The 16,780-nt window shown below is 43.6% G+C and carries 7 protein-coding genes; 5 read left to right on the top strand and 2 right to left on the bottom strand.

Features of this window, described 5'->3' with window-relative positions; all coding sequences use genetic code 11:
- Nucleotides 1–155: 155 nt before the first annotated feature.
- The 5 genes from BSCG_RS14515 to BSCG_RS14495 all read left to right on the top strand — a co-directional run bounded on the left by BSCG_RS14515 (nt 156) and on the right by BSCG_RS14495 (nt 9,830).
- Nucleotides 156–1,046 carry a carbohydrate kinase family protein gene (locus tag BSCG_RS14515; RefSeq protein ID WP_008775984.1) on the top strand — a complete coding sequence of 297 codons (891 nt, stop codon included), beginning with the start codon at nt 156–158 and terminating at the stop codon, nt 1,044–1,046.
- Nucleotides 1,047–1,293: 247 nt separating this feature from the next.
- Nucleotides 1,294–4,359, top strand: a complete 3,066-nt coding sequence (locus BSCG_RS14510) for a SusC/RagA family TonB-linked outer membrane protein (RefSeq protein WP_008775985.1) — start codon at nt 1,294–1,296, stop codon at nt 4,357–4,359.
- 64 nt (nt 4,360–4,423) lie between these two features.
- The gene (locus tag BSCG_RS14505; RefSeq protein ID WP_008775986.1) at nt 4,424–5,956 is read left to right on the top strand and encodes a RagB/SusD family nutrient uptake outer membrane protein; all 1,533 of its coding nucleotides are present in this window, start codon (nt 4,424–4,426) and stop codon (nt 5,954–5,956) included.
- 142 nt (nt 5,957–6,098) lie between these two features.
- Nucleotides 6,099–8,408, top strand: a complete 2,310-nt coding sequence (bglX, locus tag BSCG_RS14500; protein WP_008775987.1) for a beta-glucosidase BglX — start codon at nt 6,099–6,101, stop codon at nt 8,406–8,408.
- Nucleotides 8,409–8,456: 48 nt separating this feature from the next.
- Entirely contained in the window at nt 8,457–9,830 is a 1,374-nt protein-coding gene (locus tag BSCG_RS14495) for a glucoamylase family protein (protein ID WP_008775988.1), read from the top strand.
- Between the two features lie 27 nt (nt 9,831–9,857).
- On the opposite strand, the gene BSCG_RS14490 is transcribed toward BSCG_RS14495, so the two are convergent.
- Both BSCG_RS14490 and BSCG_RS14485 read right to left on the bottom strand, forming a co-directional pair.
- Entirely contained in the window at nt 9,858–12,422 is a 2,565-nt protein-coding gene (locus tag BSCG_RS14490) for an outer membrane beta-barrel family protein (protein WP_008775989.1), read from the bottom strand.
- A 213-nt stretch (nt 12,423–12,635) separates the two neighbouring features.
- The gene (locus BSCG_RS14485; RefSeq protein ID WP_008775990.1) at nt 12,636–16,616 is read right to left on the bottom strand and encodes a two-component regulator propeller domain-containing protein; all 3,981 of its coding nucleotides are present in this window, start codon (nt 16,614–16,616) and stop codon (nt 12,636–12,638) included.
- Nucleotides 16,617–16,780 lie beyond the last annotated feature (164 nt).

Here is a 16,780-nt window from a genome sequence, read left to right on the forward strand (position 1 = left end):
GGTGGCTAATTCGGTGGCATTGACTAAAATGAAGGCTCTGTAAATAACTGATAATAAGTGCGAAATAGCCAAAATGTTTTACGGCTATCAGCCGCACTAAAAATAAACTAGAAGCCTTCAAGATACTATCTTGGAGGCTTTTTAATTGGTTAGACATGAATAAACATCAACTTTGCTGCATCGGTCACATCACATTAGACAAAGTAGTCACTCCCCAAAACACTGTCTATATGCCGGGAGGAACGGCTTTTTATTGTTCACATGCCATCCGCCATTTTAACGACATCGATTACGCTTTAGTAACAGCAGTTGGTGCCACTGAAATGAACGTCGTGGAGCAACTACGTGAAATGGGTATTCATGTAACCGCCCTGCCAAGCAAATATTCCGTATACTTCGAGAATATCTATGGCGCCAATCCGGACGACCGTACTCAACGTGTATTAGCGAAAGCCGATCCGTTCACTGCCGGTCAGCTGAAAGATATAGATGCGCAAATCTACCATCTCGGCTCTCTGCTGGCAGACGACTTCTCGTTGGAAGTAATCAAAGAACTATCTCAAAAAGGGTTGATTGCAGTAGACTCACAAGGCTATTTACGTGAAGTGCGTGACACCCACGTCTATCCGGTGGATTGGATAGATAAGCGGGAGGCTCTGCAATATATCCATTTCCTGAAAGTCAACGAGCACGAGATGGAAGTGCTGACAGGTCTTTCCGATCCGCATGAAGCTGCCCGTCAATTATATGAATGGGGCGTGAAAGAAGTGCTTGTCACCTTGGGAAGCATGGGATCACTCATTTTCGACGGAAAAGACTTCTATCGTATTCCGGCTTATAAACCCAAAGAAGTGGTAGATGCAACAGGGTGTGGAGACACTTACACCATCGGGTATCTATACCAACGGGTATCGGGTGCCGGCATCGAAGAAGCAGGACGTTTTGCAGCAGCCATGTCAACTTTAAAAATAGAGAAATCAGGTCCTTTCAATGGCAGCAAAGAAGATGTCATTCAATGTATGACCACTGCGGAACAGATGTTTTAAAACAGGAAATCATAAAACGAACAGCGTATATATAGGATATACCTCCCCCGACGGGTAATCCTCATCCCATTATTCAGGCACGAACAACACCGGTTCGTGCCTGACTTTTTTCAACAGTCACCTCTCTTTTAGTGTTAAAATCAACCATTCCCTCTTTTTTCCAAAATCTTTTTTGAATTTCGTTTGTTTCCTTTGTTACTCTTGCCAAAAGACGGCAGAAAAAAGACTTCAACCTAAATAATAACAAATGGAAAAATTTAATGCAATGAGGACTAGACTTTTACAACATCTTCAGAAAAAAGCCATCAGGTCAAAGAGCATCATGACGCTTGTTTGCCTGCTACTGGCCTCTGCATCAGCCTTTGCACAGACAAAGACGGTGACAGGAACAGTGACGGACGCTGCCAATGAACCATTGATCGGCGCATCGGTACTCGTACAAGGAACTTCCACCGGAACCATCACGGACATGGACGGTAAATATTCAATCTCTGTCACTCCGGAGGACGTACTGGCATTTTCATACGTGGGGATGACTTCGCAAACCATTAAAGTGGGGACACAGAACGTCATCAATGTCACTTTAAAAGAAGATTCACAAGTACTAGCCGAAACAGTCGTTATCGGATACGGTAGTGCAAAGAAAAGAGACTTGACAGGTTCTATCACCAATATCAAAGGAGAAGAGTTAGCCAACAAACCGGCAATGAATCCGCTGTCTTCCCTTCAGGGGAAAGTGGCAGGTGTGCAGATTGTAAACTCCGGACGAGCCGGATCGGACCCGGAAATCCGTATTCGCGGAACAAACTCCATCAACGGATATAAACCGCTGTACATTGTCGACGGATTATTCAATGACAACATCAATTTCCTGAATCCGGAGGACATCGAATCCATGGAAATCCTGAAAGACCCGTCATCTCTGGCTATCTTCGGTGTTCGCGGTGCGAATGGTGTTATCATCATTACCACAAAGAAAGCCAAAGAGGGACAGACACTAGTCAATATTAATACTTCTTTCGGTTTCAAGAAAGTGGTAGATAAAGTGAAACTGGTGAATGGTTCACAATTCAAGGAACTATATAACGAACAGCTTGCCAATCAGAAAGATGACCCTTTCGATTATACCGGCTGGGATGCCAATACCGACTGGCAAGACGAAATTTTCCAGACTGCTTTCATTACAAACAATAACATCAGTATTACAGGGGCTTCGCCCAAACATAGTTTCTATCTGGGTGTAGGCTACTCTTACGAACAAGGCAACATCGAGCATGAGAAATTCAGTAAGGTAACCATCAACGCAAGTAATGATTATAAGATTACGGACTTTTTGAAAGTCGGTTTCCAATTCAACGGTGCACGTATGCTTCCTGCTGATTCCAAACAGGTATTGAATGCCCTGCGTGCAACTCCTATCGCTCCGGTGTATAACAACGAATACGGATTATATACGGCTCTGCCCGAATTCCAGAAAGCGCAGATCAACAACCCGATGGTAGACGTCGAATTAAAAGCGAATACTACCAAAGCGGAAAACTACCGGGCATCCGGTAACATTTATGGTGAGGTAGACTTCCTGAAACATTTCACGTTCAAAGCGATGTTCTCCATGGATTATGCGTCGAACAACGGACGGACATATACACCGATCGTAAAAGTATACGATGCCGCTGTCAACGGAGGGATCTCTACTTTGGGAACAGGCAAGACCGAGGTCAGCCAGTTTAAAGAGAATGAAACAAAAGTTCAGAGTGACTACCTGTTGACATACACCAACAGCTTTGATAATGGAAATCATAACCTGACAGCTACCGCCGGTTTTACTACCTATTATAATTCGTTGAGCCGATTGGACGGAGCACGCAAGCAGGGGGTCGGACTGGTTATTCCGGATAATCCGGACAAATGGTTTGTCAGCATCGGCGATGCAGCTACCGCTACCAATGGAAGTACTCAATGGGAACGCAGTACATTATCCGTACTTGCACGCGTGATCTACAACTATAAAGGTAAATACTTGTTCAACGGTTCTTTCCGCCGGGATGGTTCTTCCGCTTTCTCCTACACAGGCAATGAATGGCAGAACTTCTTCTCACTGGGTGGAGGTTGGTTGATGTCCGAAGAAGAATTTATGAAAGACATCAAATGGCTGGATATGTTGAAAATCAAAGCATCTTACGGTACGTTAGGAAACCAGAACCTGGATAAAGCCTATCCTGCCGAACCCTTATTGACCAATGCTTATTCGGCTGTATTCGGTAAACCGTCCATCATTTATCCCGGATACCAGCTTGCCTATCTTCCTAATCCTAACCTGCGTTGGGAAAAAGTAGAAGCCTGGGAAGCCGGATTTGAAACGAACCTGCTTCGCAACCGCTTGCATTTTGAGGGTGTTTACTATAAGAAGAATACCAAAGATTTGTTAGCCGAAGTTCCCGGAATTTCCGGAACTATCCCCGGTATCGGAAACTTGGGAGAGATCCAGAATAAAGGAGTGGAAATGGCTGTAACCTGGCGCGATCAGATTGGTGACTGGGGATATTCCGTCAGTGCCAACCTGACTACTATCAAGAATGAGGTAAAAAGTCTTGTTCAGGAAGGATATTCCATCATTGCCGGAGATAAGCAGCAAAGTTACACAATGGCAGGTTATCCTATCGGATATTTCTATGGTTATAAAGTGGCAGGCGTTTATCAGTCACAAGCAGATATTGACGCATCACCCAAAAATACACTGGCTACCGTTACCCCCGGTGACCTAAAATTCGCCGATGTGAACGGTGACGGAGAAATCACCCCGGAAGACCGTACCATGATAGGCAACCCGACTCCAAAGGTCACTTACGGTTTTTCTCTCGGAGTAGACTACAAGAATTGGTCGTTAGGCATCGACATGATGGGACAAGGTGGAAACAAGATTTTCCGTACATGGGATAACTACAATTTTGCCCAGTTCAACTACCTGGAACAACGCTTGGACCGCTGGCACGGAGAAGGTACGTCCAACACCCAACCGTTGCTGAACACCAAACATTCCATCAACAACCTCAACTCCGACTATTACATTGAGGACGGCAAATTCTTCCGTATCCGCAACGTACAGTTAGCGTATACGTTCGACAAGAGCTTAATTGCCAAAATACGTCTGCAAGCTCTGAAAGTCTATGTCAACATACAGAACTTGAAGACATGGAAACATAACACCGGATATACTCCCGAACTTGGAGGAACTGCCACCGCATTCGGAGTAGATAACGGCAGTTATCCTGTACCTGCAGTCTATACCTTCGGTATCAACCTAACATTCTAGTGACAAGGTGCCACTGCCAGTTTTCCATGCGGAACACAACTTTAATCTTTAAAACTATCATTATATGAAACTGAATAAATATATATTTGCAACCCTTATTACTTCAACTACATTATTTCTAGGCAGCTGTAGTGACTTTCTGGATCGTAGTCCACAAGGACAGTTTACGGAAGATGATAATCCGAACGCTCTGGTCAACGGGAAGATTTATAATGTCTATACGATGATGCGTAACTATAATGTGACAGCCGGCCCTCCTGCTTTTGCCATCCACTGTTTCCGTTCGGAAGATTCGGAAAAAGGAAGTATTGCCAGCGATGGCTCTGATGTAGCCGAAATGTATGATGATTTTGTGTATACACCGACCAACGGCCTACTGGGTGCTTATTGGGGACAGAATTATGCCATCATCTACCAATGTAATGAGATTCTTGATGCCATTGCAGAAAAAGAAACAGCCGGACAAACAGAAACTGAAGACATCATCAATAAGGGAGAGGCCTCTTTCTTCCGTGCTTATTGCTACTTCAATCTGGTAAGAGCTTTCGGCGAAGTTCCTTTGGTGACTTATAAAATCAACGATGCTTCGGAAGCCAATATCCCGAAGACAAGTGCTGATAAAATCTATGAGCAAATCGACAAGGACCTGAAAACAGCAGAAGAGTCATTGCCGGAAACATGGAGCAGCGAATACACCGGACGACTGACTTGGGGAGCTGCCCGTTCCTTACACGCGCGTACTTATATGATGCGCAACGACTGGAACAATATGTACACAGCCTCCACCGATGTCATCAAAAAGGGGCTCTACAACTTAAAGACTCCGTATAATGAGATTTTCACGGATGATGGTGAAAATAACGGAGGTTCCATATTCGAGTTGCAATGTACAGCTACTGCCGCTCTTCCTCAAAGTACCGTTATCGGTAGCCAGTTCTGTGAAGTACAAGGTGTACGCGGAGCAGGTCAATGGGACTTGGGCTGGGGATGGCACATGGCAACAGAATACATGGCGGAAGCATACGAACAGGGTGATCCACGCAAAAACTCCACCCTACTCTACTTCCGCCACTCGGACAGCGATCCTATCACTCCGGAAAATACCAACGAGCCATACGGTGAATCTCCGGTTTCTCCGGCAATAGGTGCTTACTTTAACAAGAAAGCCTATACCGACCCGGCTTTGCGTAAAGAATATACCAACAAAGGATTCTGGGTAAACATTCGTCTGATCCGCTACGCAGATGTACTGCTGATGGGAGCCGAATCAGCTAATGAAAAAGGTATTCCGGGTGAAGCAATCGACTATTTGGAACAAGTACGCGCACGCGCCAGAGGCACCAATACCAATATATTACCTAAAGTGACGACTACCGATCAGGGAGAATTGCGTGAAGCCATCCGCCACGAACGCCGTGTGGAATTAGGGTTGGAATTCGACCGTTTCTATGACCTCGTTCGTTGGGGCATTGCAAAAGAAGTGTTGCACGCAGCCGGTAAAACCAATTATCAGGACAAAAACGCACTGCTTCCACTGCCGCAGACAGAGATCGACAAGTCTAAAGGAGTGTTAGTACAGAACCCCGACTACCAATAAGAAAGTTCCTCGGTGCCGAACGGTTGTTTCCTCGGTGCCGAAACTACTGTTCCTCGGTGTCGAACAATGTCCTCCTCGGTGCCGAACATTCAACGCATCAGGAGGACTTTATATGAATAGAGATAAAATTAACTATAATAATATGATATACAAAAAGTTAAGTCTATCCGTCCTGTTGTTTGCTGCAGGTTTTCTAACCGCGTCGGCACAAAAGTCGCCACAGGATATGGATCGTTTCATCGACGTATTGATGAATAAAATGACGCTGGAAGAAAAAATCGGACAGTTAAACCTTCCCGTCACCGGAGAGATCACTACGGGACAAGCTAAAAGCAGCGACATTGCCGCAAAAATCAAGAAAGGCGAAGTGGGAGGATTGTTCAATCTGAAAGGAGTAGAGAAAATACGTGAAGTACAGAAACAAGCTGTGGAAGATTCACGGCTAGGCATTCCGTTATTGTTCGGGATGGACGTTATTCACGGATACGAAACGATGTTCCCTATCCCGCTCGGTTTGTCTTGCACCTGGGACATGACAGCCATTGAAGAGTCTGCCCGCATTGCAGCCGTAGAGGCAAGTGCTGATGGAATCTCATGGACTTTCAGCCCGATGGTGGATATTTCACGTGACCCTCGTTGGGGACGCGTATCCGAAGGTAGTGGCGAAGACCCGTTTCTCGGTGCCATGATTGCCGAAGCGATGGTGCGCGGCTATCAGGGGAAAAACATGGAACGGAATGACGAAATCATGGCCTGCGTAAAACACTTTGCGTTATATGGGGCAGGCGAAGCCGGCCGCGACTATAACACCGTGGATATGAGCCGCCAACGAATGTTCAATGATTATATGCTACCGTATGAAGCAGCCGTTGAAGCGGGTGTAGGTAGCGTGATGGCTTCTTTTAATGAAGTAGACGGTATTCCGGCCACTGCCAATAAATGGCTGATGACGGATATTCTCCGCGGACAGTGGGGATTCAACGGTTTTGTGGTAACTGATTATACCGGCATTTCAGAAATGATCGACCACGGTATCGGTGATCTTCAGACAGTATCCGCCCGTGCCATCAACGCCGGAGTGGATATGGATATGGTAAGCGAGGGTTTTGTAGGGACACTGAAGAAATCCGTTCAGGAAGGAAAAGTCTCTATGGAAACATTGAATACGGCTTGCCGTCGTATTCTGGAAGCCAAATATAAACTGGGATTGTTTGATAATCCTTATAAATATTGCGATCCGAAACGTCCGGCACGCGACATCTTTACCAAAGCCCATCGTGATGCAGCCCGCAGAATTGCAGCAGAAAGTTTCGTTCTTCTGAAGAATGACAGTCCCGACGGTAATCCGAACGGAAATCCGTTGTTGCCTTTCAACCCTAAAGGAAATATTGCAGTAATCGGTCCGTTGGCAAACAGCCGTAGCAATATGCCGGGTACATGGAGCGTAGCAGCTGTGCTCGACCGTTGCCCTTCTTTGGTAGAAGGATTGAAAGAGATGACAGCCGGAAAAGCGAATATCATGTACGCTAAAGGAAGCAACCTGATTAGTGATGCAAGTTACGAAGAACGGGCAACGATGTTCGGCCGTTCCCTGAACCGTGACAACCGCACCGACCAGCAGTTGTTGGACGAAGCATTGAACGTAGCCCGTCGGTCGGATATCATCATCGCAGCGCTAGGCGAATCTTCTGAAATGAGTGGTGAAAGCAGCAGCCGTACGGACTTGAATATTCCCGACGTACAACAGAATCTGTTGAAAGAGCTTTTAAAGACAGGCAAACCGGTGGTACTGGTGTTATTCACCGGACGTCCGCTTACGCTGAACTGGGAACAGGAGCATGTGCCTGCCATTCTGAATGTATGGTTCGGAGGTAGTGAAGCCGCTTACGCCATTGGTGACGCCCTCTTCGGTTACGTCAATCCGGGTGGAAAACTGACCATGACTTTCCCGAAGAATGTCGGCCAGATACCTCTTTATTATGCGCACAAAAATACCGGACGCCCATTGAAAGAAGGCAAATGGTTTGAGAAATTCCGCAGCAACTATCTCGATGTGGATAATGATCCGCTTTATCCGTTCGGTTACGGTCTTTCTTATACGACGTTCTCTTACAGCGACATCGACTTGAGTCATTCTTCCATGGACATGAACGGTTCGTTGACCGCGGCAGTGGAGGTTACCAATACCGGAACATGGCCCGGCTCGGAAGTGGTACAGCTTTATATCCGCGACGTTGTGGGTAGCAGTACCCGTCCCGTCAAAGAGCTGAAAGGTTTCCAAAAGATATTCCTCGAACCGGGAGAAATGAAGATTGTCCGTTTCAAGATTGCTCCGGAAATGCTTCGATACTATAATTATGACTTGCAACTGGTTGCCGAACCGGGCGACTTTGAAGTGATGATCGGTACGAACAGCCGTGATGTGAAAACCGCGAAGTTCACGTTAAACTAAACTTTTATGACCTTGATTATGAACGATAAATATAAAAGAATAATAGAAATGAGCGCACTTCCGCTCATGTTACTATTTCTATCCGCCGTTGCCCTGACTTTCCAGAGCTGTAAAGGGAAAAGCAAAAGCAACAACCTTTCCGCAGCCACCGACTCGTTATCGGACGACGCCCTGATGGATACCGTCCAGCGACGGACTTTCCTTTATTTCTGGGAAGGTGCCGAGCCGAATAGCGGCTTGGCTCCCGAACGTTATCATGTGGACGGCGTTTATCCTGAAAACGATGCCAACGTAGTCACTTCTGGTGGCAGCGGCTTCGGCATCATGGCTATCCTTGCAGGAATCGACCGCGGTTACGTCACCCGCGAAGAGGGACTGGCACGAATGGAACGCATCGTTTCTTTCCTCGAAAAAGCAGACCGTTTCCACGGAGCCTACCCTCATTGGTGGTATGGTGATACGGGCAAGGTGAAACCATTCGGCCAGAAAGATAATGGGGGCGATCTGGTAGAGACAGCCTTCCTCATCCAAGGTCTGCTGGCTGTACACCAATATTACGTCAACGGAAATGAGAAAGAGAAAGTCCTCGCCCAACGTATCGACCAGATTTGGCGGGATGTCGACTGGAACTGGTATCGGCAAGGCGGGCAAAACGTTCTTTACTGGCATTGGAGTCCGACGTATGGCTGGGAAATGAATTTCCCTGTACACGGCTACAACGAATGTATGATTATGTATATTCTTGCCGCCGCTTCTCCTACACACGGAGTACCTGCGGCTGTCTATCATGACGGTTGGGCACAGAACGGAGCCATCGTTTCTCCGCATAAAGTGGAAGGAATCGAGTTGCACCTCCGCTATCAGGGCACCGAAGCCGGACCGCTTTTCTGGGCTCAATACTCTTTTCTCGGACTTGATCCGGTGGGACTGAAAGATGAATACTGCCCCAGCTACTTCCACGAGATGCGCAACCTGACACTGGTGAATCGTGCTTACTGCATCCGCAACCCTAAACATTACAAAGGTTTCGGACCGGATTGTTGGGGACTGACCGCCAGCTACTCCGTCGATGGATATGCGGCTCACTCACCCAATGAACAAGACGACAAAGGAGTGATCTCCCCCACTGCCGCACTTTCATCCATTGTCTATACACCGGAATATTCCATGCAAGTGATGCGCCATCTGTATGGTATGGGAGATAAAGTGTTCGGTCCTTTCGGATTCTACGATGCTTTCAGCGAAACGGACAATTGGTATCCGCAACGTTATCTGGCCATCGACCAGGGTCCTATTGCTGTCATGATCGAAAACTACCGGACCGGATTATTATGGAAACTCTTCATGAGCCATCCTGATGTACAGGCCGGATTAACCAAACTTGGTTTTAACACCAACAAGCAAGACGTGAGACAGAAATAAAAGGGAATCCCGGTGTGCGGAAGTGGTCTACTGACCACCTCCACCACCGGTGTTTCCACCTCCTCCGCCGCCACCTTTCACATCGTCATTGTCGATGCTTCGTGCAGCCTTCTTCACACTGGCTTTCAACTCTCCAAGCCGATAGCTGATACTGAAACCGTAATACCTGCTCGGATATTTGCTCGAACTCTTCGAAATAAAGTTAGCTCCTTCTGTGTGATTATTGTAAGTTCTGTATTTCTCCAGAACATTGCTGCAATAAATATTCAAAGAAAGACGTTCTTCTTTCAGGAAAGAACGGCTCAATCCCAAACTATAATAACTATATCCTGAACCTTTTCCCTGCAAACTGATTCGGGGTGTGCTACCTCCGCCGTTCAGACTCAAACGTACTTTTCCCGGTAAGGTCTGCTGAATTCCTCCATAAGCAGAAGCATTCCATCCATAATTGTGCAGCTCTTGGGCAGGACTCCGCAAATCGCTATAATTGCCACGTCCATTGACGTAAATTCTCGTTTTAGGAGAAGCGTTCCAGTTCAAATAAAAGTTCAATCCTGTTTCCCGGCTCTTTCCGATATTACCGTATGTGCTATACAGTGCACCGTAGGGAGCTTTATGCCCACCTTCAAAGATTTCTCCGTCTTTATCAGTAATCAAGCGACTGATTCTTTCAATTCCATTGTTATTGAAAGAATGACGCAAAGAAAGATTGATGTTGAACTTGGACGTAAAACTGCTGTAAGACAAGTCGAACGAATGACTTTTCTCACTCTTCAAGTTCGGATTTCCCTGATTAATAAACATCGGATTCTGATTATCGAAATAAGGATTCAAATTCCAGATACCCGGACGCCAGATACGCATATTATATCCACCACGCAAATTCTGCATCTTTCCTAGTTTTATTCCCAAGGAAACGGAAGGAACCAGATCACTAAAATTCGAATCAAAGTTCTCGCCCGGACCCACCAGATACTTCACCTCTTGTATGGTTTGCTCATAACGTAATCCCGGTTTGAAAGTAAATCCCTTGTATTTCAGCGTATATCCGGCATAAGCAGAGAGAATATGATTCAAATGACGGTACTCGCTACTACGATTCTCATTATATGCATAGTTTTCACTTGCTCCCTCGGCTTCATAAAACCGATTATCACTGGAGTTACGTCGGAAAATATATTTGGCACCGGTTTCAATTGTATGCAGCTTTCCAATCGGAGTAGTATAGTCCACCTGGAAAGTCTGCTCCATCGTATTTGTCTTTCCGTCCGAATGGAAATTCTTTAATGACAATTCTTTAATGATATCCAGTTTATTCTCTTCAGGCTCGATGTCCAGATAAGTATTATATGAATCATTCGTTTGGGGTTGGGAATTGATTTTATAAGAAAACGTAATCATCCGTTCTTTATTCTTTCGGGAAGTACGTTGATAGTCTATATTTCCGTTGATAGAATACCATGACCCTTTTCCATGATTGTCGGTTCTATAACGGTACGCAAAATCCTGTCGGTCAGCTCCGTGCATAATCGTATTTCCGTCACTGTTACTTTTGTCACTACTGCCGTACATTCCGAAAGCCACGGTCAGCAGCCTCAACGTATCAATCTCGTAACTGGCTTCCAAATTGCCATACTGGAAATTCCCTTTCGACTTGGAGCTACTTTCCGATTCCAGATATTTTTCATTCTCTTTATCCGGTTCGTAGTTTTCGCGATAACTATCGGAATAGCTGCGCGGGCTATTATTATAATTGTAGTTATAGTTGGCAGAAACAGTCAGTTTACCTTGTTTCACCATTGCGTAAGTGCCGGCACCTACTCCGTTATTATTAGCATTTCCTCTGAAAGTAGCCGTGTATCCTTCAAATCCGGAACCTACTGTGACGATATTCAGAATACCTCCGATACCTTCCGCATCATATTTAGCTCCCGGTGAAGTTATCACCTCAATATATTTGATCGTGTTTGCCGGCATACTTTTCAGTACTTCCTTCGGATTATTACTCATCATATTATTGGGCTTTCCATTTACATGTATCTTGAAACTGCTACTGCCGTTCACCTGTACATTGTCTTCTCCATCCACCGTTACCAAAGGCACTTTCCGAAGCATCTCCAATATACTGTTCGATTTTGAGTCCGGGTCATCTTCAATATTATATTCAATCTTATCCACATCTACCTTTACCAAAGGTTTTTGTGCAACTACCTCCACTCCTTTCAATACGTTATTGGCCTCTGAAGAAATCATTGTGCCCAAGTCAACCTCCTTCACGGACGGTTTTAGAGTAAATTCCTTTACTATCGGCGCTTTACCAATCGAAGAAATAGTGATGATGTAATTGCCCGCAGCGACATTCAGTTTCTCCTGAAATTTACCATTCGCCCCAGTCACCGCCATCTTGACTGCTTTATCCGGAGCATTTTTCTTTGCTATTTTGATGGTAGCATACGGTTCTCCCTCTTGTGTTAAAGAATCAATAAGTACTCCTTTGACTGTATAAGAAGGAGCTGTGGATTTTTGTGCCCACCCCGCCGCCACGGAGGTAGCGAATACGAATAGAATTAGTAGTAACAGTCTGTGTTTCATGACTAGAAATATATTAGTTTATGTTTATTAGACGCAAGACATTCAAAAATGCTGTAAATTCGAGAGCCAAAAGTAGTTGGTTTATCTACACTTACGAATTTTTCGGAGTTAAGAATATAAAACGAATGGATAAAAAATCTTACTACAGTATATTTCTTGCATTTTTAAACTTCATTTACCCTCCCCTTATTTTTCCCATCATGAAAAGACTTGTTATCTATAATCTTTTGGCAACATTCCGAATTTCTCTTTAAAACATTTTGCAAAATGGGAAGAAGAAGCAAAGCCTAACCGTTCTGCAGCTTCAGCTATTCGAACACCATTTGCTATTAATTCAGCTGCTTTGTTTAAGCGGAAATTCTTAACATAGTTATTAGGAGGCATACCAAACAAACTTTTCATCTTCCGGTAAAGATTAGAATGACTCATATTCATTTGATCTGCCAATGTTTCAATTGAATAATTTTCATTAACAACCTGCTCCAATAAAATTGCATTGATCTTGTCTATAAATTCTACATCTTTTTGAGAAATGGCAAAATCCGAAAGTGAAGAGGATGAACCAATTGTGATGTCCGTCATCTGTTTATGAAACGCCAATCGCAGTTTTAATAAATTTTCGATCTGTTTATGGAGCTGCTTAATAGAAAACGGTTTCTCTAGATATACATCAGCACCACTTTCAAGTCCTTCCACTTTAGATTCCAATGTCGTTTTTGCAGTCAGCAAAACAACAGGAATATGAGAATAAGCCATATCGGATTTTACATGATTACAAAGTTCAAGTCCATCCATTTCAGGCATCATAATATCACTGACAATAACATCTACACCCTGGTGTGCAAGTATTTCCAGTGCTTCTTTTCCATTACCGGCACGTATCACCTTGAACCAAACACTTAAAGCTTCTCGAGTTAAATTTAACAATTCAATATTATCCTCCACCAATAAAACTGTGAATTTCCTATTACCGAATTCAGAAACAGAAGTCACTTCTTCTCCAACACCTACAACATCCGTTTCAGTCAATCCATCAGATGCATCTTCCGTTTCTACAACTCCCAATGGTAAAGATAACACAAATGAAGCCCCCTCCTCGGAACTATCTTCCAGAAACAAATTCCCATGATGGGCTTCTGCCAAGGATCTTGCAAATGCCAAACCAATTCCGGTACCCTTAGATGATGCCACCGGATCGTCAGGCAGTTGATAAAAAGCTTGAAATATTTTATCGTGTTGGTCCTCCGGGATGCCGGGGTCATCATCAGTAACCACTATCCTCACCTCGTCATCTACTGATAATACTTTCAATTCAATCCTGGATTTCGCATATTTCATCGCATTTCCCATCAGATTTACGAGAATCTTACTTATCTTCTCCGAATCAATCATCGTATTAATTTCTTCACGAGGCAAGCAAAGATGTAATGTCAGTCCTCTCAACTCCGCAGAACCGCTGAATTGATTAAAAATATCACTTACCAATGCATTAACATTGCATTTCCTCAAATTCAACTGCAAAGCACTACTTTCCAACTTCTGAAAATCAAGTAACTGATTGATGATTCCCAATAGATAATCTACATTCTTTTCTATCACAGAAATATACTTGTTCTCTTTCCCTTTGATTTCCTCTTCTCTCAATTTCTCCAACGGCAAACGAATCAAACTTAGCGGAGTACGTATTTCATGTACCAGATTAATAAAAAAATTGATTTTCGATTTATACATTTCTTTTTCTTTGGTAGTCTGATACTCCTCCATCCGACGTTTATACTTACGCCTGACATACAAATTCCAACGCCAACCAAGAAATACGATGACGGCAAGTAACAACAATGCATATACGACATAAGCAATAGTAGTCCGCCACCAGGGAGGAGTAACCACAATCCATAAAGAAATTGCCTTTTCATTCCAATAATGGTCATTATTCGAACCACGAACCAAAAACTCATACTCCCCCGGAGGAAGATTGGTATAGGAAGCCGTATTATTAGAAGAGTTGTTAATCCATTCCTTATCCACTCCGTTCAAAATATACGCATAACGGTTTCTAAGAGGATCTTCATAGCTAAGTGTCGCAAAACGGATGGTAAGACTGTTATTCTTATAAGGTAATCTTATCTTATCAACTGTATAAAAAGGCTTATCCAGCTGGAGCAGCCGCCTCACTTCCCGCTCATTATTCAAATTAGGAAAACTGATATCCATAACATAAACAGGAGGAAGGTAGGTGTTATCTGCAAATTCTTTCGGTTCAAAAACATTAAAGCCGTTCACTCCTCCCAAATACAACTTCCCCGTCGATGAAGCCAATGAAGATTGCGCCGTGAACTGATTCCCCTGCAAACCGTCATTTATAGTAAAAAGCCGGTTCTTATTCTTATCTGTAGGATTAAACTGATATAACCCGGAATTACAGGAAATCCAAAAATTGCCTGCCTGATCCTGCTCTATCGAATAAATAACCTTATCCGGCAACCAGACATTTTCCGGATCAAAATCAACAAAAGTTTCTGTTTCTTTGGAAAAAGAGCATAATCCTCCACCATTGGTCCCAAACCACATCGTACCTTTCCTATCTTCAAATAATGTTATCACAGAGTTACTCGTAATAGTAGTCAGGTCCTCCCGGATATGTTCAAAATGCTTCCACTCTTCACCAACTGTATTATAACAGAAAACGCCACGATTTGAGGTCGCAATCCAAAGATTATTGTACATATCCTCATAGATATCAGTTACAGAAGCCATAGCACCGACATTAATCACAGTTATAAAATTATCCGATTGCGGATTATAGCGACATAATCCCCAGCTTGTTCCGATAAAGATTTCTCCTTTACGGTCTTTAAAAAGGCTTAGTACATCATTACTGCAAAGCGTATTCGGGATATTACGGGAATAAGTATAACTTTTAATATTCCCGGTTTTCAGATTCAATACATGCAATCCTTCAGCATAAGTTCCCACCCAAAGATTATCGCCCTCCAACAACAAGCTACGTACATCGTATCTTATATTCGATTTCTTCAAAGAATACTCATAAAAAGAATGAGTTTGTGAATTGAAAAACCACAATCCATTCCGGGTTCCCACCCAAACATTCTTCTCCCGATCTTCACAGAAAGGTCCTATCCCCCTATCTGCTTTTTCCATCCCCGTCAAAGACAGGGAATAAGTAGAAAAACGCTTCGACTGTTTAGACATATAATTTATTCCGCCGGAATTAGTCATTACCCAAAGCGTGCCTTCATTATCCCACATCATCGCGTGTACAGTCGGATCACTCAAAGTCCATAAACCAAACGGAGAGTCTCCCCTACGAAATGTTTTACGCTCACGGTCAAACAAATAAACGCCATTGTCCGTACCAACCAGCATTTCTTTCTCGCTATAGTCCATCAGACAAAGAATAGAACTGAAACTCTCTGCAGATGTATCATATATTTTTAATTCCCAACTTCCTTCCTGATAACACCCTAACGAATTCGTCCCCACGCCACACCAAATCTCATGTTCAATACTATGGAGACAGTTAATCCTTTGATTGCCAATACTCAATTCGGATAAAACCGGATAGTTCTGCAGAAAAGTTCCCTCTTCATCAAAGCAAAGTAACCCCTCCTGCATAGAAGAAACATAGACAAGAGAATCCGTACCCTGGCAAATATCCCAAGCAAAAAAAGTCCGAATACTATTTTGAGTCAAAACATCTTTTGCCGGATCATAAATAAAGATGCCTTGCCCCAAGGTAGCGATCCAGATCAAGCCATTTTTCGTTTTTACAATTTTCTTGACTTCGCAACTAATAAACACTCCATATTTGGTTGTCTTATCAAAATACAAGAAATGATCGTCAGAGCGATCATAAATGTATAGTCCGGAACTTGTTCCTATCCAAAGGTCTTCACCCTCTTCCATCAGAGAACTGACAAAGTTGTTCCCTAAAGAATATTTGTCATTTAAAACATTCCGATAAATTTTATTTCCGCTACCATAATAGCAGTTCAGCCCGTTACTTGTCCCTATCCATAAAAAGCCATAGCTATCTTGAATTGCACACCAGGTTGTGTTATGAGACAGTCCGTTTTCTACCTGATATTTCTTAAAGGAAAACTCGGCAGATGCCATTAATGGCTCAATACAAAGAGTAATAAAACTGATAAATGCTATTATTGACTTTTTCATATTATATACCCATGTCGATTCAGTGAGCCAAATATAGCTATTTTAGTAACCTAAGCCAAATCTCAAATTTATTTTCATTTGGAGAATAGATAAAGCAACACAGATAACGTCTGTTTATATCATCGACGTTATCTGTGTGCCAAACAATACATTTTACCTCATTG

The sequence above is a fragment of the Bacteroides sp. 2_2_4 genome (assembly GCF_000157055.1).
Lineage (GTDB): Bacteria > Bacteroidota > Bacteroidia > Bacteroidales > Bacteroidaceae > Bacteroides > Bacteroides ovatus.